Here is a 20157-nt window from a genome sequence, read left to right as displayed (position 1 = left end):
TCGACCAGGGCGCGATCGAGCTGTCCGAGGCCAGAACCGCGCTCGCGGCCGAGGTCGAGGCGCGCAAGAAGGCCGAGGATGCCCTCGCCGCGGCGCAGAAGCCGAAGAAGGGCTGATCGTGCCGAGCACTGTCGTCATCACGCCGCCGGGGGCCTTGCTCTCGCCGGCGGAGATCCGCGAGCAGCTGCTGTTGCCGGCGAGCGTGAGCGACGGCGCCTTGACGCGCCTGATCAAGGTCGCGACCCAGGAGGTCGATGGGCCCGATGGCTGGCTCGGCCGCGCCCTCGGCGAGCAGGTGCTCGAACTGCGCGATGATCGCTTCCCGGCCAGTTGGTGCGACGGCTTGCGACTGTATTGCGAGCCGATCGGTGCGATCGTCAGTGTCACCTATGACGATGCCGCCGGCGTCGCGCAGACGATCGATCCTGCCGACTATGAGAAGCACGGCGCGGCGCTATTCGCGCGTCGTGGCTTCTCCTGGCCGACCACCTCAAACCGGCCGGAATCCGTCCGCGTCCGCTACCATGCTGGCCAGCCGGGCACCGACGTCCCGGAGCGGATCAAGCATGCGATCGCGTTGCGCGTCGGCCGGCTCTACCGGTTCGCGGTCTCGGACCCGTCGCTGAAGAAGGAAGTCGTCGAGGGCGTCGGTTCGACCGAATGGGACCTCTCCGGCGCCGGCGCGCTGGTCGCCGATCGGGCGATCGCGGACCTCCTCGGCCCCTGCAGAATCTGGATATCCTGAATGACCCCCGCCGCCGCCATCGCCATGATCGACCGGCAGCTAGCCGCGCACGGCCAAACCGTGACGCTGCAGCGCATGGAAGGCGAGACCGTTGCCCAGACGGCCACCGTTCCGGCCTTCGTGCGCGGGTTCGAGCCGCGCGAGCTGGTCAACGGCATCACGCAGGATGACGCCAAGGTCATCCTCAGCCCGACTGGGCTCGCTGGCTGGGACAGTGGCGGCGAGGACCCGATCGTGCCGACCGCCGATAACGACATGGTCATCGCCGGCCGGGTCCGTCGGATCATTGCCGCGGTCGGCATCCGCATGGCCGACCAGGTCGTGCGGATCGAGTGCGCGGTGCGCTGATGACCCGGATCGATTCCTTCTCCCGCGAGATCAACCTCATGGTCAGCGAGGCGCTCTCACCGGCGGCACGCTCCGCTCTGGTCGCGGACGCCGCGCGCGAGGCGTTGGCCGAGGCACAAGCCGTCAACCGGGCCGCGCTCGGGCGCGATACCCCACATGAGGCATATGTCGATGGGCGCCGTGGGGCACCATTCGAGGGCGTCAACCCTGACCGCGGCGTCATCGCGATCGAATTCGACATCTCGATCGACGTCTTCGACTTCATCGGCCGGCTGCTGGTGCTTCACTCGCCGGTGCTGACCGGTGCCTATCAGGATTCGCACCAGCTCTATGCCGATGGCGTCGCGGTCGAGCGCTACGACCCGGCCGCCCGGGCGGAGGAATGGGTTTTCCTCAACGTGCAACCCTATGCTCGCAAGATCGAGCGCGGCTTGTCGAGCCAGGCGCCGGACGGCGTCTATCAGTCCGTCGCCGAGCTCGCGCGCAGGCGGTACGGCAATATCGCCGCGGTGAAGTTCACCTATCGCTCGCCGACGCTGGAGTATGTCGCCGGCGAGCACGGCAAGGGCGCGCGCAAGCGCATGCAGCGCGAGCCGGCGCGACGTTCGGCCATGGCGATGGAACGCGCGACGCGCGTCCCTGCGATCTCGCTCAGGCTGCTCTGATGGCGTCGCTCGCGGTGATTACAGCAGTGAAAGCCCGGCTGGCCGGCTTTCCCACGCCCCTGCGCTGGCCGAATGAGAGCGCCCGGACGCCAGCGAATGGAAGCACCTTCGTCACGGTGCAGTTCCCGGTTGCGACCGAAGAGCAGATCAGCTTTGGCGCGCCGGGGGCGAATGTCTTTCGCGAGGAAGGCGCCATCCGATTTGTGATCTCGGCCCGGCGCGGCGTCGGCCCGGAACGCGCAGCCGAGATCGCCGAGGATCTGCGCGCCCTGTTCCGCAATGCGCGCTTCGACGGCGTGCGCTGCTACGCGCCGTCTTCTCCGGTCTTCGACGATCGCGGCGACGATGCCGGCTACTTCCTGGCCGCGATCGTCGTTCCCTACGACCACGACACCTTCGCCTGACCATCCCCACATCGCAGGAGAGCACCCATGGCCTTCGCTTCAGGCAGCGAGATCCGCGTCGCCTATGTCGCCAATACGAGCTTCGGCGTCACGCCGGCGACGCCGACCTTCAAGACCGCGCGGGTGACCTCGGGCGGCCTTCGCACCAACAAGCAGACCGGCACCAGCGACGAACGCCAGGCTGACCGCAATGTCCGCGACGAGTTCCTGCTCGGACTTGGCGCCGGCGGCAACTATGCGGCCGAGCTGAGCTACGGCTCCTTCGACGACTGGATCGAGGCGGTGCTTTGCGGCACCTGGACATCCAACGTCCTCAAGAATGGCAACGTCCGGCGCGACTTCACGGTCGAAGAGACGCTCGAGCTCGGCACCACGGATAGCTTCTCGCGCTTCACCGGCGCCGTGCTCAACACGATGAATCTCGGCCTGACGGCGAGGGAAAAGGCGACGCTGTCCTTCGACTGGCTGGCCCAGAAGGAGACGCTGGCCACTGCGATCATCTCCGGCGCGACCTATACCGCCCCGAACACGAAGGGGATCATGACCGCCTCAAAGTCGGTCGGATCGCTGACCGTTGCCGGGGAGGCCTACAAGGTCCGCTCGCTGTCGCTGGCTGTTGGCAACAATCTGCGCGAGCGGCCGGTAGTCGGGTCGCTCTACAGCGAGGAATACGGCGTCGGCCGCTTCGACGTGACCGGCAATCTGGAAGCCTATTTCGAGTCGAACGCGCTCTACCAGTCGGTGCTCGACCATGGCGACGGCGTGCTCGAGTTCACGATCGGCGATGTCACGGCCGAGAAATACACGATCCTGCTGCCGAAGATGAAGTTCGGCGACGGCGATCGCACCGCCGGCGGCAACGACGACGACGTCATGGTCCGCATTCCGTTCCGCGGGCTCTACGACCCGACCGAGGTGTGTTCGATCAAGATCACCAGAGCGGTGGCGTGACCATGAAGACGGTGGCGATCGTCGAGACCTTCGACGGCTATCCGGACGGCCCGGATGGCCAGAAGCGCCGCTTCGTCGCCGGCGAAACTCCCAGCCTCGATCCCGACTATGCCGATCTGCTGATCGCCAAGGGGCTCGCGGCCGAACTCCCCCCGCAGCATGAGGCGCCGCGCGCCCGCAAGGAGAAGCAGTCATGAAGATGTCGGCGATCGCGATCGATCCGGAGCGGCGCGAGCTCGGCGCCTGGGTGAAGGAAATTCCCGAGCTGCCGGGCGTCGAGCTGAAGGTGCGCGGCAGCGACTGCGCCGAGGCGCGCAAACTTCGCGCGTCGCTGATCGAGCAGATCCCGCGGCAGAAGCGACTGCGTGGCAAGATTTCGCAGGACGACCGCGACGAGATCGAGACAGCGGTGCTGCATCGCGTCCTGCTGCAGGACTGGCGCGGCATCGAGGACGATGACGACAAGCCGGAGCCCTACAGCAAGGACAAGGCCCTGGCCTATCTGACCGATCCGCGTTTCACCTTGTTCCGCAATGGCGTGATCTGGGCGACCAACATCGTCGCCGAGGACCAGGAGGCCGGCGCGGAGGCCGACGCGGGAAACTCGTCGAAGCCCTCCGCTGGCAAGTCCAGTGGGGCGACCGGGAAGCGTTCCTAGAGGATCTCGTCGACGACGACGGCTCCGCCCCGGCGGCACTGCTGCGCAAGCCTGAGCTGCCTGACGAGCTCCAGTTCTACATGGACGCCTTTTGGGCGCTGACCGGTGATCGCCAGCTCGGCGCGCTTGGCGGAGCCGGGCGCATCCCGTTTTCCGCGATCGACCGCTGGGCCGATCGCTACGGCATCAGCGATCTCGACGCCTTCGAGCGGTTGAAGACGCTGATCGACGTGCTCGACGCCGAATTCCTGAAGCTCGCCGCCAAACCCGACCCCTGAAGCACGGACATCTCATGCGCGCATCCGCGATCCGAGACATCACCGTTCGCGCCAAAGCGGAGGGTGTGGCCGAGACGACGGCCGCCACCGACAAGCTCGGCAAGGCGGTCGACGGGGCCGTCAGGGCCAATGACAGCCTGACGCGTTCGTCGCTCTCGGTCGACCGAGCGCTCGATCGCGTGCGCCGGCAGATCGACGATGCCTATCGGCAGACACAGCTGTTCGAGTCCGGCCAGCGCACGCTTGATCGCGCGCTCGAAAATCAGCGGATCTCGGCCGCCGAGCATGAGCGCGCGATGGGGCAGCTCACCGCGCGCTATGGCGCGGCGGCGCGGGCGAACGACAACCTGGCCAAGAGCACCGGCCTTGCCCGCCATGAGATGATCAATCTCGGGCGGCAGGTCCAGGATATCGGCGTTTCGCTGGCGTCCGGCCAATCGCCATTCACCGTGCTGGCGCAGCAGGGGGCGCAGGTCTTCGACATCTTTTCGTCCTCGCAAGGGTCGGTGCGCGGCTTCTTCGCTCAGGTGATGACGGGTGCGGCGGGCTTCTTCGCCTCTGCCGCCGGCATGGCGACCAGCATCGCGGCGATCGGCGTCGCCGGCGTCGTCGCCGGCCACCAGTACGCCGCCGGTCAGCGCGAGATCGAGACCGCCCTGATCGGCACCGGGCGGGCCTCGGGCATGACGCTCGGGAGCATCAATCGTGTCGGCGACGCCGTCGCGGAGCTCGGCGTGCTCAGCCGGTCGACCGCTCGCGACCTCGCCTCGGTCTTCGCCGCGACGGGCCGGATTGATGCCGGGCTTGTTCCCGGGCTCGTCAGTTCCTCGCGCGGCTTCGGGCAGCTGACCGGGCAGGGCGACCGTGCTGCGGCCGAGGCGCTGGCCCAGGCCTTTGCCTCGCCGAGCGCCGGCGCGGCCGAGCTGGAAAAGCGGCTGGGCACGCTTGACGATGCGCTGATGCAGTACGTCCGGAATGCGGAAGCTTCCGGCAACCGGGCCGGGGCGCAGAAGGCGCTGTTTGATGCGATGAGCCCGGCCATCGCTGAAGCAGCTGAAAAGACCAGTCTGCTCGCGAGGGCGTGGAACACGGTAGCGAACGCGGTTGCCGGTGCCGCCGACCGAATCGGGCAGGCACTGGCCGGGCAGACCTCGCTGGAAGGGCGTCTCGATGAGGCGAGGAAGCGCATCCGGACGGAGGAGGATCGCTACAGCTTCACGCGCGACCGTTCCGGCCTGGCGCGCGCGCGGCAGGAAGAGGAGTTCCTGATGGAGGAACTCCGGCGGCGCAGCACCGCGCAATCCGGCCAGGCCCGCGACGCGCAGGCCTCGCAGCTGTCGCGTGAGGCCGGCGACGTGCTGCGCGATCTCTTCGGCGACGACAAGCGTCTGCAGGACCTGCGCAATCAGAAGGAGCTGCTGGAAAAGACCTTCGGCGACGCCTCGGCGATGGCCAAGCTCGGGCCGCTGGCGCCGCGGGTCTCCGAAGGCCTCGATCGGCTGAATTCCAGCCTTGCCAATTTCGAGACCGCGGCGCAGCGCGCAGCGAACGACAACGCGCTGCAGATCCAGTCGATCAACGCCTATACCATGGCGGAGAAGGTCGCGGTCGAGATGGAACGGGCGCGGGTCGAAGCGATCCGGGCCGGGCGCAGCGAGCTGCAGGCGGGTGTCGAGGCCGAGCAGGCCCGCTCGCGCGTCATCGCCGAAGCCAATCGCCAACTGCGCGATACCTCGCGCGATCTCAGGGATGCGGGCAGCCTGATCGGGCTGTCGCCCTACCAGCGCTCGCTGCGCGAGAATGAGAATGCGAACCGCCGCGAGCGCGAGACGCTTGGCGCAAGCGCAGGCTCTTCCGGCACGCTGACCCGCGATCAGGCGCTCGACCTGATCATGAAGCATGAGAGCGCCGGCCGGAACATCCACCAGAACATCGTCGGACCGAACGGCGGATATAACCCTTCGACCGGAACCGTGACCGGGCCGTCCTCGGCGCAGGGCTATTTCCAGATCACCAATCCGACCTGGCGAGACGGGGCGCGTCTCGCCGGCGTCGACACCCGCCAGTACCCCAACGCGATGGCGGCGCCCTATGACGTCCAGCGTCAGGTCGCCGGCGCGCTCTACGACCAGAGCGGTTTCTCGCGCTGGGCGCCGTACAATGCGGGCCTGCGGGCCGCACTCGGCGGACAGGGTGCCGAGCCCGCGAACGACAATGCTACGGCCCGCAACGCCAACACCGTCCGCGAGGCCTATGAGGGCTGGAACACGCCGCTGGCGACGGCGGAGCGGCAGCTCGCCGCGAACATCGCCCTGCAGAAGCGGCAGGCCGAGACGATGTTCATGTCGTCGGCCGAGATTACCAAGGCGGCCGAGAAGCAGCGCCTGCTCAATGAGTATAGCGCGCAGGGCGTCCCGATCACGGAGAGCCTGTCGGCGAAGATCGACGACTATGCCAAGCGCGCGGCCGAGGCGGCCGACAGCAGCCAGGCCTTCGCGGCGGCGCAAGAGGCGTGGCGGACAGTCGGCGATGTCGGCAAGGATTTTGCGGGCGGTTTCCTGCGCGATCTACGCGCCGGCAAGACGGAGGCCGAGGCCTTCGCGAACTCGCTGGAGCGGCTCTCGGACAAAATCCTCGACCTCGCTCTGTCGGATATCGGCAAGATGTTCAACGGCTCGGGCAGCACCGGCTTCTTCTCGTCGATGTTCAAGATGTTCGGCTTCGGGGGTGGTTCGTCGGCGCCGACCGTATCGTCCGGCACAGGCGGTCTCTACGCCAATGGCGGGGCCTTCGCCTATGGCAACGTCGTTCCGTTCGCGCTCGGCGGCGCATTCACTAACCGCATCGTCGATCGGCCGACACTGTTCCCCTTCGCCAATGGCACCGGCCTCATGGGAGAAGCCGGCCCGGAGGCGATCATGCCGCTGCGGCGCGGGCGCGACGGGCGGCTCGGCGTGTCGGCGGCGCAGAACCTGCCGAAGCCGGCGCCGGCCAGTGCCGGCGGCGCCGTCACCTTCAACCTGATCAACAACGGCCAGCCGGTCGAGGTCGAATCGAGCAGTGAGGTGCCGGATGGGCGTGGCGGACGCAGGATCGACGTTGTGATGAAGCAGCAGGTCGCCGAGGCGATCTCGCAGCCCGGCGCGGCGAGCGATGCGATGAAGTCGACCTTCGGGGCCAAGCGGAGGCTGGCGAGCCGATGACGGTCCCGACCTGGCCTGCAACCCTGCCGCGGACCGCGGCGCAGGAAGGCTTCAGCTACAGCTTCGGCGACGGGCGGCTGAAAACCGCGACCGATACCGGGCCCGGCAAGATGCGCCGCCGGTTCTCGGCCGCGGCCAAGCCGGTCGAGATGCAGATCGTCGTCGACGAGGCCGGCCTCGCCCGTCTCGAGGACTTCTGGGACGTCGATACCAAGGGCGGAGCGCTGCCGTTCTGGATGTTCAACATCGTCTACCAGAAGCTGCTGGTGAACCCTGACGGCACGCCGCTGCTGCCGGAGCCGGAACCCGTGCGCGGCCTGCCCTGGCTCGCCATGTTCGGGTCGACGCCGAAGGCGCTGCCTTGGGGCGGGCTGTACTGGCGCGTCCCGTTCACGCTTTCGATCATGCCCTGATCATGCCGGTTTCACTCAACATCCGCCAGGCGCTCTATGCCGAGCAGACCGGCGAGGTGCCCGTCGTGCTCGCGACGATCACCCATCCCGATCTTGCGACGCCGGTGCGTCTGTCGAGCGACCCGACGCAGCGCCTCAGCATCGAGCCGTTGCGCTATGGCACGATCAGCAACGGCGAAACATTCGAGTTCGTGCTGATGTCGGCCGTGCTGCCGGACCAGCAGCGCGGCCAGAGCCCGCGGGCCGCGCTGGTCTTCGAGAACGTCGAGCGAGACAGTGTCGGCCTGTTGCGAAGCATCACGACGCCGATGCGCATTCGCCTCGACCTGGTGCTGGCGTCGGCGCCGAATGTGCTCGAAGAGAGCTATGTCGACCTGCGCGGGATGAAGGCAGGCTACGATGCCGACAAGATCACGCTCGACATCTCGCGCGAGCCATTCACATCGGAGCCCTGGCCGGCGGGAAAGGCGACGCAGGCGCGGTTGCCGGGGCTGCACCGGTGATGCACTGGAGCGCTGCCTATGTCGGCCTGACCTGGCAGGAGGTCGGACCCGAGCTGTGCTGGGGGCTGGTGCGCAAGGTGCTGCTAGAGCGCGCCGGCGTCACCGTGCCGTCCTATGTCGATCGCCATGGCGGCATCTCGGACGATCAGGCAACGATCGCGGCGCTGCTGCGCGGCGAGGCGGCGAGCTGGCCCTGGCAGCCCGTCGCGGTCGGCGCGGAGCGAGAGTTCGACGTGGCGGTCTTCAGCCGAGCCGGCGTCGAAAGCCATGTCGGCATCGTCGTGGCGCCGGGCCGGATGCTGCATCTCACCCGCGATTACGACGCGCGAATTGAGCACTTTGACAGTGGCAGGTGGCGGCTTCGGCTGGCCTGCATCTATCGGCATCAAGGATTGATCACTCGCTATGCTGCATGACGTCAATCTCATCACGCTCTCGAAGTTCGACCCGCGCCATCAGGTGCGCGGCGTCGCGCCATTGGGAGCGTCTGTCGCCGAAATCGTCGCCATGACGATGCCCCGCGCGACGCCCGACATGGTGCGGACAATCATCGGCGATCAGGAGGTCTTGCCGAAGCACCGCGCCCGCGTGCGCCCCAAGCCGGGGACGACGGTAATCATTCGGGCAATTCCGCGCGGCGACCGTGATGTCCTGCGCAGCGTCCTGCTGATTGCCGTGACAGTCGCTGCGGTTGCGGTCGGTCAGATCTGGCTAGGACCGGCGTTGGCCACTTCTCTTGGTTTCGCGGCGGGTACAGCCGGCGCAAACTTCATCGCCGGCGTCACCTCTTCCGTCTTCGCCCTCGGCGGCACGATGCTGGTCAACGCACTGATCCCACCGCGGCCTGGGCTGTCCGACGATGCGCCGAGTCCGACCTATTCGGTCCAGGGCTGGAAGAATGTCGCCAATCCCAACGGCGTCATCCCGTCGGTGCTCGGATACCATCGCATGGCGCCGCCCTTCGCCGCATTGCCCTACACCGAGATCGTCGGCGACGACCAGTACATCCGGGCCAAGTTCCTGTTCGGCTATGGTCCGGTGAAAATCCGCAACCTGCGCATCGGCGAGACGCCGATCACGGATTTCAAGGATGTGACGGTCCAGGTCCGCGAAGGCTATCCCGACGATGAGCCTTTGACGCTCTACACCGACCAGGTGATCGAGGATGCGCTGTCGGCCGCGCTGACCGTCAAGGCCGGCGCGACCCGGCGCGTCACTGCCTCGGACGTGACCGGAGTCTCGATCGACATCACCTTCCCGGGTGGCCTGGTCTCGATCCGCACGAAGGACAAGAAAAGCCGGCAGATGCCGTTCGACGTGGCCTTCAGCCTCCGGCAGAAGCCATTCGGCTCACCAACCTGGCAGGATCTGCCGCCGGTCGTCATCCGCGGCCAACAGGCCGGCAAGACCTTGCGCCGAACGATCCGCTGGGATTTTCCGACGCGCGGGCGCTGGGAGATCGAGCTCACCCGCTTGACGACGGACTGGGACGACATCGACCAGACCGACCTGCCCGCCCAGATCGTCTCGCGCTCGATGTGGACGGCGATCCGGTCTTACCGGCCCGAGTACCCGATCGACTTCGACAAGCCGCTGGCGCTCGCCGATGTCATGATCCGCGCCAGCGAGCAGCTCAACGGCTCGCTCGACGACTTCAACGCCGACGTCTCGACGATCTGCAGGGATTGGGACTACGCGTCGAGCAGCTGGATCGTGCGCGAAACGCAGAACCCTGCCTCGCTGTATCGCCATGTCCTGCAGGGGCCGGCGATGACCTATCCGCTGGAGGACAGCGAGGTCGCGGCGCTGGAGGCGTGGCACGAGTTCTGCCGGGCGCGCGGCCTGACTTACAACCGCGTGCATGACTATGAGGCCTCGGTGCTCGATGTGCTCTCGGACATCGCCGCAGCAGGCCGGGCCAGCCCGCACGACACCGGCACCAGCTGGGGCGTTGTCATCGACCGGGCGCTGACCATGATCGAAGGCCATATCAGCCCGCGCAACAGCTGGGGTTTCGCCGGCGAGCGCACTTATGCCGAGCGGCCCGACGCCTTCCGCGTCCGCTTCATGGATGAAACGAACTCCTACCAGAATGCCGAGCGGCTTGTACCCTGGCCGGGCTTCGTCGGCGACCCCGTGGTGACCGAGGATCTCGCCATGCCGGGAATTACCAATCCTGACCTGGTCTGGAAGGAGGCGCGCCGGCGTCAGTATGAGCTCGACCATCGTCCCGACACCTACACGATCAACCAGGACTTCGAGCACATTGTGCACACGAGGGGTTCATTGGTCCGGCTCAGTCACGATGTTCTCGATCGGACACAGAAGTCGGGCCGGGTGCGGACTGTCGATGCCGGCGTCGGCGTCGTGACGCTCGACGAGATCGTGACGATGGAGGCCGGCGAACTCTATGCCTGCCGCTTCCGCCGCGAGACTGGCGAGAGCCTGCTGCGCACGGTCGCGACCGTTGCGGGCGAAACTCATGCGCTGACCCTGACCGGGTCCGGCGACCTGCCGGCGCCGGGCGACCTCGCCTTCTTCGGCATCGCGACGCGCGAGAGCGCCGAAGTCATCGTCAAGGGAATCGAGGTCTCCGACAATCTCACCGGCCGGATCACCATGGTCGACCATGCGCCCGAGATCGAGGCCCTGACCGACGCCGAGGTGCCACCTCCCTGGGATGGTCGCGCCGGCGGTCCGGTCGTCGTCGTCTCCGGCGGGCCGCCCGTGCCGGTCATCACCGAGATCCGGTCGAGCCAGGAGATCGGCGACGACGAGGATTCGATCATGGTGATGCTGGCGCCGGGCGCGGGCCCGATCTCGACGGCGAGCTATGAGGTGCGCCACCGCGTCGTCGGCGCGCCAAGCTGGAATTCAACCCCGGCCGCTTTGGCCGCGGCCAGCGCGCTCCTGACCGGCTATGTGAGCGGCGAAGTCGTGGAGATGCAGCCGCAGGCGCTCGGCTATGGCGGCGTGCCGAGCGACTGGGGCGAGCTCAAGACGCACGAAATCGGGATCAACGATACGATCGTGCCGCCGATCGCCAGCTTCGTCGCCGCCCGAGACGGTGGCCTCTGGCGATTTGACTGGACCGTTGGGAGCGTGCCTTCAGGCCGGGAGGCCGCGGCGATCGAGGGCGTGCGGCTCGCCGGCAAGCTCGGCGTCTGGGATGATTGGGCTGATCTCGACGCGCTGCATGCCGGCACGCTCGCGAGCAGCCCTTGGCTGGCTGTCGATCCCAACACCAGCGAGATTCACACCTTCGGCTGCGCCGCCTTCACCGAAAGCGGACGCCGCGGTGCCGCTACGCTGGTACTCGGCGGCACATGGCGAAACCTGCTCGAGCATTCCGACGATCCCGATGCATGGGATGCGACGCGCGTCGGCCTGACCTCTGGCGCTCTCGTCTCGGACCCGCTCGGCGGGACTCGCGCCCGCGCCATGACCTTCGCCGCCGATGCGGGCTACATCTATGCCGCCGGCGCCATCGGCGGCGACCTGACCGGACGGACTTTCACCCTGTCGGTCTATCTCCGCGCGCCGGCTGGCAAGGCGAAGATCATGCTGATCGCCTTCTCCGATGCGTCGTTCGAGGCTTCGGAGATCGTCCTGTCCAGCACATGGCAGCGGGCCTCGCTGACCGTGACTTTGCCGGCCGGCGCAAACGCGCTGCGCCTGCTGCTCGACAACCGCTCCTCGCAAGGGCTGACGGATGCCTCGGCGGGCGTGGTCGAGGTGTTCGGCGGCATGATCGTCGAGCTCGGCATCGACGCCACCTACCAGACGCGGCCCTGACAGGCGCTTTTCACCCTCGATCCTGATTTCACCACACTCGTAACGCGGGGCGCTTAGCCATGCCTATCGATCTCATCAAGCCGGGCGGAGATCTCGCTGCCGTCGACAAGCTCAACCAGACCATCGCGAAGGCGAATGAGGTCGACGGGAAGGCCTCGACTGCTGCGCTGACCACCGGCATCGCGGCGGAAGCGGCGGCGCGTCGTGCCGAGATACTCGCTCTGCCGATGCCAATCCCGGTACAGCATCGTCCTGGCGACGCACCGCTCCTGTTCGGCCGCTCGCTCGCCGACGGCGAGCCAGAGCTGATTCCGCCGCTGCCGGCTTCTCTCCTGCGCTATGGTGAAGCCGGCAAGGTCGTCCGCCTGACTGGCGACGACATCGTCGCGCCCCGCCATCTCTATGCGATCGAGCCCGGCCGGCGCTATCTCGTCATCTTCGCCGTGCAGCGCCGGGTGAATTCGGCCGATCCGGACAACGACGCGATCCGCTGCGCCTTGGCTTGGTATGGCCAGGGCAAGGGGCGGCTGCTGGCCACGCCGCAGACAGTTGTTCAGGACCTGCTCGGACTGACGACGGGATCCGGCCGCCAGGTGGTGCGCGCCGTCGTCTCTCGCTCGGCGGGCGCCGGCGTCGATATCGTCGCCCCGGCCGGCGCGCGCCATTCCCGCCCTTATTGCCAGGGCTTCGGCACGCTCGTGCAGAACGATGTCGAGGTCATCAACTGGGTCGATATCACCGACGCGATCGCCTTCGCGCCGGATGTCTCCAGCCTGCAGGATCAGATCGACCAGGTTTTGAGCCTTGGACTCGGTGACCGTGTTGGCGAGCTCGAGGCGCAAGTCACCGCGCCGAATGATTTCAGGGTGGCTACGATCGCAGATCTGATCGCCGCGAATGTGCCGGTCACGGCCGACACGGTCCAGGTGCTCGGATTTTACGCTCCGGGCGATGGTGGTGGCCATCGACGCATCCGCTCGCCGGGCGCCGACATCTCCAAGGTGCAGTCGGCCGATGGCGCGCTCTGGGCCGTCGCCGAAGCGGTCCCGGCCCTGCAGCATTTCGGCGGGGTGGATGATGGTGCGACCGACAACCGCGATCCGCTGGCGCGGGCGAAAAGCCACCTCGGTGCGACCGGTCGGACGCTGCGCCTGCCCAAAATCGGCACGGGCGTCTACGAATTTTCGACCCCTGGCGCCCTCATCGATCTTTCGGGCATCACGGCCCAGGCAGAAGCCGGGGTGAAGCTGCGCGGGCCGATCGCCTTCCCATCAACCACGCGCGCGACCGACATCCCGGTTGACTATCGGGACGCGGGCGGGACCGAGTTCGAGAATTTCAGGCTTCCGGCCTACCAGGCGCGTCCGATCGAGCAGAAGCAGCGCTGGCTTACGGGCGGTGACCTCGATCACAAGGAGATCAGCGCCTACGACATGACGACGGGCGTGGCCGAAAAGCTCGACCTGCTCGGGTCCGATGCGTGGGTGACCGATGCGGCTGTCTCATCGAGTGCCGACACACGCACGATCAATCTGACGGCTGACGGCTTCATGCGGGCCGCCTTCGTCCCGGTGCGTGGTGGTGACGAGATCAGCGTGGCGTTCTGGCCCGGCAACTTCATCCGCAGCGCGGTCATCCGCTATGCCGGCGGCTATGCGACCTTCTATGCCAATGACGGGCTGGCGACGCTGCGGATCAAGCCGATCGGCGGTGCGGCGACCGAGTTCACCGGCCTGTCCTGGTTCGGTCGGGCGGACAACCCCGCCTGGGCACCCAACAAAGCCGAATGGAAGATCCGCATCTACGATTCGCGGACATGGTCGCTGCTGCTCAATGGCATGGAGATCATCGCGCCGCAGGTCGTGGCCGGGCCGATCATGGATGCCGGCTTCGGCATGTACGGCGTCGACTCCATCACCGCCTCGATGTCCTACCTGACAAAGACCCGTCGCTCTGAACCGGCCGGTCAGGCGCCGGCGCGCGTCCTCTGCATCGGCGACTCGACCACCGAGGATATCATCGGCGGTTGGCCCTATGCGATGAAGGAGACGCTGAACGGCTCGCTCGGCCTGCGCGTCTGGGATGTCTTCAACCAGGCCGTCGCCGGCCAGACCAGCGCGCAGCAGCTCACCGCACTCAACGCCAATGACGCGCAGCTGACGATCGCGACCCATGTTGTCATCCATGTCGGTATCAATGACAGCCAAGGCTCCGGGCCGGCGACGACGCTGGCGAATATCGGAGCGATGATCGACCGCATCGTGTCGCGCGGCATCCCGGCCGGCCGCGTCGTGCTCTGCGTGCCTTATCTCTGGTACACGAAGATACTCGCAGGCGGCGTGAAGGGTTTCGACGCCGGGCCGAACGACGCGCATTGGCTGCTTCGGGCCGGCATCAAGCGCCTCGCCGCCACACGCGGCTGCCGCCTCGTCGATTTCCAGGAGGTGCTCGCCGCGGTCACGCCGATCGATCTCAACCGGCCGCTTCAGGTCGATCCGATCGTGCGCGACAATATCCACCCGACGCTCTACGGCTATCGCGCCATGGGCGAGGCCGTCGCGCGCGAGGTGCTGGCATCCTCGGCGCTCAGAATGACGCAGAGAATGGCGGCCTATCCGTTGCACGCCTCCTGGCTGCGCAACAGCTGGGCGCTGGACGGTGGCCGCCCTGCTCAGATCGAAGTGACAGCCGATGGCATGGTCTCGCTGACGGGCTTGCTCAACAAAGGCGACGTGGCGGAGCCCGTCATCATCGCGCGACTGCCGCCGAACATGCGCCCGTCGACGACGCGGGAGTATGCCGCGCGGACCAACACCGGCTCCATCACGGTGCTCTACGTGGGGCCGGACGGGAACCTCACCCTTTCCAGCTTCCCGGGCGGCGCGACCTCCGTGGCGCTGGATAACGTCGTCTTCCCGGCCTCCGACTGATTACCAGAGCGGCATCTCGCGCCGGGTTTCGGCCTTCTCATCGGGTGTCATGGGATAGAGCCAGGCCCGAATGGCTGACCCGAGCAAGAGAATGCCGAACACCGCCAACCCGAAAATCTGCCAGGTCTCTAATGCGCCCATCACCGTCTCCCAGACTGGAGCCGGGGAGTTAGGAACTCTCGCAGAGCGGAGCGCCGTCGCCTTTAGGGTTGCCCCCTGAACATACGCGACGGCCTCCCCGACGTGAGACGGAGAGTGCATTTGCGGCTGCACTAAGCCGCTCTGCGAGGGGTTCCTACGCCCCAGCCCGCCTGCCAGCGGGCCATCTACACGTTAGTCGCGAAGCCTCGCGATCTCAACCGCCGCCTTCGGGCGGCCTTTCATGTCCGGAGCATCACAATGGACACGACCGCTATCCAGCGGGCGCTGATCGCGCTCGGCTATTCGCTGCCACGCTTCGGTGCCGACGGCGACTTCGGCGGCGAGACGCGGACCGCCATGCAGGCGTTCCAGCGCAAGGCCGGGCTGCCGGTCACCGACAAGCCTGATGCGGCGACGATCGCGGCGTTGCAGGCGGCGGTGGCGGAAAAGGCCAAGCCGCTCACGATCGACCGGACCAAGTTCTTCGCCCATCTCCGCTCCGGCGCCGCACCGATGTTCGGCAAGAGCCTTTCGAAGAGCCAGGTCGCCGGGATGGAGGGCATCCTCGACGCCTTTGCGGTGGCCGGCGACGGCCGCGACAAGACGTTGGCCTATGGCCTCGCCACAGCGCGGCGCGAGGTCGGCTCCGGTATGATCCCCGTGCGCGAGGGCTTCAAGGCGACCGACGCCGCAGCGCGGGCCTATGTGCTGCGTCACTATCCAACGAAATACGGCAAGCCGGCCGGCCCTTGGGGCCATGTCTATTACGGGCGCGGCTACGTCCAGCTCACCTGGTTCGACAACTACGAGCGCGAGGGCATCGCCGCTGATCCTGACAAGGCGCTGGAGCCGAAGTTCGCGGCCGAGCTGCTCTTCAAGGGCCTGCTCGACGGCCGCTGGAACGGCAAGGGCCTCGGCCTCGCCCATTACCTGCCCACAGGCGGCCCTGACGATCTCAAGAACGCCCGGCGCACGGTGAACATCACCGACCATTGGGAGGAGATCGCCGGCTTCTACCGCCAGTTCATGGCGGCCATCGCGGCGGCTCGCGCCTGATCTGATCCCGCCGCGGCCGGGCCTGCCGCCAATCCACGACATCGGAGATCCCCATGATCCGCTATCTCGCGGCACTCGCTGCCGCCTGCCTTGGTCTTGTCCTGCTGGCCGCCAATGCGGAGGCTCAGGCGCCGTCGACGGGCGAATCCCTGTTCGGCGTGTTCCGGCCCTATCTGGTCGAGCTCGCCGGGGTCTTCATCGCGGCGCTCGCCGCATGGTTATTCAAGCTCCTGCGCGAAAAGCTCGGCATCGACATCGAGGCGAAGCATCGCGATGCGCTGCAGGCCGCTTTGACCAATGCTGCCGGCCTCGTGATCAATCGCGCAGGCGGATTGGCCGGTGCGCTGGCGCTGCCGAATGCAAACCCGCTCGTGCAGCAGGGCGTGAGCTACGTAATCGACAGTGCGCCCGATGCGCTAAAGCACTTCGGCATCACGCCCGAAGAGGCTCGCCGCGTCCTCACCGAGAAGCTGGAGGCGAAGATCGGCGTGCTGATCTCGACCGGCGCCGCGGCGAAAGCCTGACCTCAACTGCGGCTGAGCACTTGGCGCTGTGGACATCACCGGCCTCTCTTCCTTCCTGCTCGGCAATGGCCCTTGGGGGGCCGTTGTCCTGTACCTGCTGTGGGACCGGCATCAGCTGATCCAACGGCTCGACGCCTCCCAGAAGTCGTTCACGACGGATCTGCTGCGCATCATCGAAGAGGTGACGAAGGCGGTCTCTGCATCAACCGAGGCGATGCGGAGCAACACCGCTGTTCAGGAGCGGGCGGCCGACTCGGCCCGCGCCGTCGCGGAAGCCGTGAAGCTGATGCAGGCCGCGATCGACGGTCTCGAGAAGGACGTCGAGCGCCTCGATCGGGGAGGCGGCTGATGAAGTGGTGGCAATTCAACTGGTCTCCGCTCGGCCGACAGCGGCAGCAGCTGCGCGAGAGCCTGGCGCGGATCGAGGAAGACAAACGCGCCCGCAGCATGCGCGAGCTCAAGCGCGCCATGGATGAGAACGAAGAGGCCGCACTCGCGGTCCAGGCGGTCGGCAGTCGTCGCATCGCCGAAGGCCGGCCGCTCCGGGCCCTGCTCCAGGACCTCATCGAGCGCGTCAGCGAAGAACAGCGATCACTCCGCCGTAAGGATCAGCACTGATGGATATGCCTACCAACACTCTGCGGCGGGCCGCGTTGGCGTCCATGCTCGTCGGCGTCGTGCTGAGCTACCCGGCCGCGATCGCGACGCTGGGCCCGCAGAAAGCGATCGAGATCGGGAACATCATGGTGCTGGCGCTCGCTGCCGGTATCGTCGTGGCGTATGCGCCCCTGGCCTGGATGGCTTTCCGCAAAGGTGGATTGATCGACGGTGCCGACATTCTCTCTGTCGGCATCTTCGCCTCATGGGCCGGCGTTCTCTATGCTCGATCCGGGTCGATCCTCTGGCGATTGTCCGGTCAGCCTGTGGACTGGCTCAACTCGGGCGCCTGGGGCTTCCACATCGCCTTCAGCTGCGTCGGCGCCCTCTGCCACCTGATAGCGCCTGAAGCCGTCGCTGGCCGTGTGCCGACGCGGCAGTGGATCAAGATCGGCGCGCTGGTTGCCTTGGCCGTACTGGTCGTGGCCGGGCTGACCGTCCTCGTCGACGCCGACTGATCAACTATCGCGATCGAGCTCGCAGGGCGTCGACCTGACGATAGTGTTCGTGAACGCTGCCGCGCGACGAGAGATCTTTGCCGCCACAGAGACGGCAAACGTATCGCAGGCAGATATCCGGAATCGGCAGCTCTGCGGGCAGATCGTCTGTGCTGATCTCGCAGTAGCGGACGCAAGGGTTGCACCAGACCTCGGCGCGGTGCAGCCCTAGCGCTCGCTGGCTGCCGACCGTCGCTGGCGGCACCATCGAGCCGTCCTTATTATAGGCCCGTCTCGGGTTTCGCATTTCGACCTCCTTCAGCCCCGCTACGGCGGGGCGAACGGCGCGCGCAGCGCCGCCCGCCGCGGGCCCGACCTGGCAGAAGGTCCCGCGAAGCCTGTCGATCCGATGAAGGCAACCCGCCGCGCGCACCGGCGCGCTCGATAACGGTTGCATGTTCTCGGAATGTTCTCAATGGGTGAGTTCGCATTTTCCCCGGTCCGGCAGGCTCGGCCGCCGGCGGCCTATATCGGCGGCAAGAAGCAGCTCGCGGCGAGGCTCGCCGAGCTGATCGAGCGAGTGCCGCACCACACCTATGCCGAGCCGTTCGTCGGCATGGGCGGCGTCTTCCTGCGCCGGCGCCTCGCGCCCAAGGCCGAGGTGATCAACGACGTCTCGGCCGATGTCGCGACGCTCTTCCGCATCCTGCAGCGCCACTATGTGGCGTTCATGGACATGCTGCGCTTCCAGCTGACCAGCCGGCGCGACTTCGAGCGGCTGCTGCATGTCGATCCGGCGACGCTGACCGACCTCGAACGCGCTGCGCGTTTCCTCTACCTGCAGAGGCTCGCCTTCGGCGGCAAGGTCGCCGGGAGGAGCTTCGGCGTATCGCCTGGACTGCCAGGCCGATTCGATGTGACCAAGCTCGCGCCGGCGCTGGCCGATCTCAGCGAACGGCTCTCCGGCGTCATCATCGAGAATCTTCCCTTCCCCGACCTTATCGGCCGCTATGACGGCGCCGGCGTGCTGTTCTACCTCGACCCGCCCTATTACGGCGGAGAGGAGGATTACGGCTCCGGCGTCTTCAGCCGCGGCGACTTCCTGCGCCTGGCCGAGCAGCTCGCCGGTATCAAGGGCGCGTTCGTCCTCTCGATCAATGACACGCCGGAGATCCGGCGCGTCTTCGCAGGGTTCGCGATCGAAGAGGTGACGCTGACCTATACGATATCGGACGGGCCGGCGACCGAGGCGCGCGAGCTTATCATCACGCCGCCCGGGCTGGCGCTGAAGCCACCGCCGGCGCCCGATCTGTTCGCCACTTAGCTGTGGCGACCCGTGAGAACAGGCGGGCGACATGCAATGGCGAACCTTTCGCCAAGCCGTTGGATTCGGCTACTGTTCACAGTCCCTTCCGGGACGCCAGTTTCCTTTTCCGCTGCACAGGCCGGTTGCCGATCCGATCGGTGGAGCCGCTGCTGGCGATGCCGAGGTCGACCTTGCCTTCCAATGTGCCGCCGACGATTCGGACCGACCGCCTGATCCTGCGCGCCCCCGTCGCAGCCGATTTTTCCGACTATGCCGACTTCCTCGCCTCGGAGCGGGCGCGATATATGGGCGGCCCCTATGATCGGCGCGGCGCCTGGGGCCTGTTCTGCCATGACGTTGCGCAATGGGCGCTGTTCGGCCATGGCGCGCCGATGATCGATCTGCCGGGCAGGACCTGTATCGGGCAGGTCGGCATCAATCACGGCCCGCTCTTCCCTGAGAAAGAACTTGGCTGGCTGATCTATGCCGGGCATGAGGGACAGGGCTATGCGAGCGAAGCCGCCGCCGCTCTGCGCGACTGGGCCTTCGAGCGGCTCGGCCTCGAGACGCTGGTCAGTTATGTTGATCCGCGCAACCGGCGCTCCATCGCAGTGGCAGAGCGGCTAGGGGCGCGTCTGGATGCCAATGCAGACCGGATGGACCCGGACGATCTTGTCTACCGGCATGCCCGGTCCAAGGGAGCGTCGTAACCTAAGACCGGCACGAGGCCGCGCAGCCTTTCGCTCAGTGCTTCGTGACGTGCTCAGGCTTGCCCTTACGCTTGGTCGAGGCCAGTTTGTCGAGTTCCTTCTCGGTCATAGACTTGGCCATCGACTTCGAGGCGCCCTTCAACTCGCTCTTGGGGATATCGCCTCGCTTGGCGGCAAGCGCTGCTCCGGCGGCTTTCTGCTGCGCCTTCGATTTGGCTGGCATCGTCCATCCTCCGATGTGAGGGCTGTCGAGCCAGCAACCCGTGCATGCGGCGATGGTTCCGGATTACAGCTCCAAGCCGGCTCGCTTCGCGTGGCGATCTTGCGAACACTGCAGGCTTGCGCTTGCTGGTGAGGCCCTTGCTCGCGAGCAGTGGGCGCGGCAAAGCTCGTGGCACGGCTCTTGATAGAAGACCCCAAGGCCGCCAGCCCT

Annotated in this window: 22 protein-coding genes; 21 read left to right on the top strand and 1 reads right to left on the bottom strand. The window is 66.9% G+C overall.

The annotated features are described in order from the left end of the window. Positions 1-118: 118 nt before the first annotated feature. The 21 genes from ACFPOB_RS20530 to ACFPOB_RS20430 all read left to right on the top strand — a co-directional run bounded on the left by ACFPOB_RS20530 (position 119) and on the right by ACFPOB_RS20430 (position 19724). On the top strand, positions 119-745 hold the full coding sequence (locus ACFPOB_RS20530) for a head-tail connector protein (RefSeq protein ID WP_377800259.1): 627 nt from the start codon (positions 119-121) through the stop codon (positions 743-745). After that, entirely contained in the window at positions 746-1093 is a 348-nt protein-coding gene (locus tag ACFPOB_RS20525; protein WP_377800258.1) for a hypothetical protein, read from the top strand. After that, positions 1093-1758 (top strand): hypothetical protein, encoded by a 666-nt coding sequence (locus ACFPOB_RS20520; RefSeq protein WP_377800257.1) that lies wholly within the window; start codon positions 1093-1095, stop codon positions 1756-1758. Before ACFPOB_RS20525 ends, ACFPOB_RS20520 begins: the two co-directional genes overlap by 1 nt. Further along, positions 1758-2162 (top strand): phage tail terminator-like protein, encoded by a 405-nt coding sequence (locus ACFPOB_RS20515; protein WP_377800256.1) that lies wholly within the window; start codon positions 1758-1760, stop codon positions 2160-2162. The genes ACFPOB_RS20520 and ACFPOB_RS20515 overlap by 1 nt, the downstream gene beginning before the upstream one ends. Before the next feature lie 27 nt (positions 2163-2189). After that, positions 2190-3113, top strand: a complete 924-nt coding sequence (locus ACFPOB_RS20510) for a phage tail tube protein (RefSeq protein WP_377800255.1) — start codon at positions 2190-2192, stop codon at positions 3111-3113. After that, a complete protein-coding gene (locus ACFPOB_RS20505) occupies positions 3110-3310 on the top strand; it encodes a hypothetical protein (protein WP_377800254.1) in 201 nt (66 codons plus the stop codon). Before ACFPOB_RS20510 ends, ACFPOB_RS20505 begins: the two co-directional genes overlap by 4 nt. After that, on the top strand, positions 3307-3771 hold the full coding sequence (locus tag ACFPOB_RS20500) for a hypothetical protein (RefSeq protein ID WP_377800253.1): 465 nt from the start codon (positions 3307-3309) through the stop codon (positions 3769-3771). The genes ACFPOB_RS20505 and ACFPOB_RS20500 overlap by 4 nt, the downstream gene beginning before the upstream one ends. After that, positions 3657-4049 carry a phage tail assembly chaperone gene (locus tag ACFPOB_RS31170; RefSeq protein WP_465248449.1) on the top strand — a complete coding sequence of 131 codons (393 nt, stop codon included), beginning with the start codon at positions 3657-3659 and terminating at the stop codon, positions 4047-4049. Before ACFPOB_RS20500 ends, ACFPOB_RS31170 begins: the two co-directional genes overlap by 115 nt. A 14-nt stretch (positions 4050-4063) precedes the next feature. After that, positions 4064-7252, top strand: a complete 3189-nt coding sequence (locus tag ACFPOB_RS20490) for a phage tail length tape measure family protein (protein WP_377800251.1) — start codon at positions 4064-4066, stop codon at positions 7250-7252. Next, a complete protein-coding gene (locus ACFPOB_RS20485) occupies positions 7249-7665 on the top strand; it encodes a hypothetical protein (RefSeq protein WP_377800250.1) in 417 nt (138 codons plus the stop codon). The genes ACFPOB_RS20490 and ACFPOB_RS20485 overlap by 4 nt, the downstream gene beginning before the upstream one ends. Before the next feature lie 2 nt (positions 7666-7667). Next, the gene (locus ACFPOB_RS20480) at positions 7668-8168 is read left to right on the top strand and encodes a DUF1833 family protein (protein WP_377800249.1); all 501 of its coding nucleotides are present in this window, start codon (positions 7668-7670) and stop codon (positions 8166-8168) included. Next, a complete protein-coding gene (locus ACFPOB_RS20475) occupies positions 8168-8584 on the top strand; it encodes an NlpC/P60 family protein (protein WP_377800248.1) in 417 nt (138 codons plus the stop codon). The genes ACFPOB_RS20480 and ACFPOB_RS20475 overlap by 1 nt, the downstream gene beginning before the upstream one ends. Further along, positions 8574-11963, top strand: a complete 3390-nt coding sequence (gpJ, locus tag ACFPOB_RS20470) for a TipJ family phage tail tip protein (protein ID WP_377800247.1) — start codon at positions 8574-8576, stop codon at positions 11961-11963. The genes ACFPOB_RS20475 and gpJ overlap by 11 nt, the downstream gene beginning before the upstream one ends. A 59-nt stretch (positions 11964-12022) precedes the next feature. Further along, entirely contained in the window at positions 12023-14893 is a 2871-nt protein-coding gene (locus ACFPOB_RS20465; protein ID WP_377800246.1) for an SGNH/GDSL hydrolase family protein, read from the top strand. Between the two features lie 399 nt (positions 14894-15292). After that, positions 15293-16090 (top strand): peptidoglycan-binding protein, encoded by a 798-nt coding sequence (locus tag ACFPOB_RS20460; RefSeq protein WP_377800245.1) that lies wholly within the window; start codon positions 15293-15295, stop codon positions 16088-16090. Between the two features lie 53 nt (positions 16091-16143). Next, positions 16144-16614, top strand: a complete 471-nt coding sequence (locus ACFPOB_RS20455) for a hypothetical protein (RefSeq protein WP_377800244.1) — start codon at positions 16144-16146, stop codon at positions 16612-16614. A 28-nt stretch (positions 16615-16642) separates the two neighbouring features. Continuing rightward, positions 16643-16963 carry a hypothetical protein gene (locus ACFPOB_RS20450; protein WP_377800243.1) on the top strand — a complete coding sequence of 107 codons (321 nt, stop codon included), beginning with the start codon at positions 16643-16645 and terminating at the stop codon, positions 16961-16963. Further along, positions 16963-17232: a hypothetical protein gene (locus ACFPOB_RS20445; protein ID WP_377800242.1), complete on the top strand. Its 270-nt coding sequence runs from the start codon at positions 16963-16965 to the stop codon at positions 17230-17232. The genes ACFPOB_RS20450 and ACFPOB_RS20445 overlap by 1 nt, the downstream gene beginning before the upstream one ends. A 44-nt stretch (positions 17233-17276) precedes the next feature. After that, positions 17277-17729: a hypothetical protein gene (locus ACFPOB_RS20440; RefSeq protein WP_377800241.1), complete on the top strand. Its 453-nt coding sequence runs from the start codon at positions 17277-17279 to the stop codon at positions 17727-17729. Between the two features lie 454 nt (positions 17730-18183). Next, positions 18184-19032 carry a DNA adenine methylase gene (locus ACFPOB_RS20435; RefSeq protein WP_377800240.1) on the top strand — a complete coding sequence of 283 codons (849 nt, stop codon included), beginning with the start codon at positions 18184-18186 and terminating at the stop codon, positions 19030-19032. A gap of 158 nt (positions 19033-19190) precedes the next feature. After that, positions 19191-19724: a GNAT family N-acetyltransferase gene (locus tag ACFPOB_RS20430; RefSeq protein ID WP_377800239.1), complete on the top strand. Its 534-nt coding sequence runs from the start codon at positions 19191-19193 to the stop codon at positions 19722-19724. Positions 19725-19758: 34 nt separating this feature from the next. Here the strand turns inward: ACFPOB_RS20430 and ACFPOB_RS20425 are convergent, their stop codons facing one another. Then, positions 19759-19947 carry a DUF3008 family protein gene (locus ACFPOB_RS20425; protein WP_377800238.1) on the bottom strand — a complete coding sequence of 63 codons (189 nt, stop codon included), beginning with the start codon at positions 19945-19947 and terminating at the stop codon, positions 19759-19761. Positions 19948-20157: the final 210 nt, after the last annotated feature.

Origin of the sequence: Allobosea eneae (genome assembly GCF_042657265.1) — a bacterium.
Lineage (GTDB): Bacteria > Pseudomonadota > Alphaproteobacteria > Rhizobiales > Beijerinckiaceae > Allobosea > Allobosea eneae.
The sequence above is the reverse complement of the archived record's forward strand: the minus strand, read 5'-3'. Positions and strand labels throughout refer to the sequence as shown.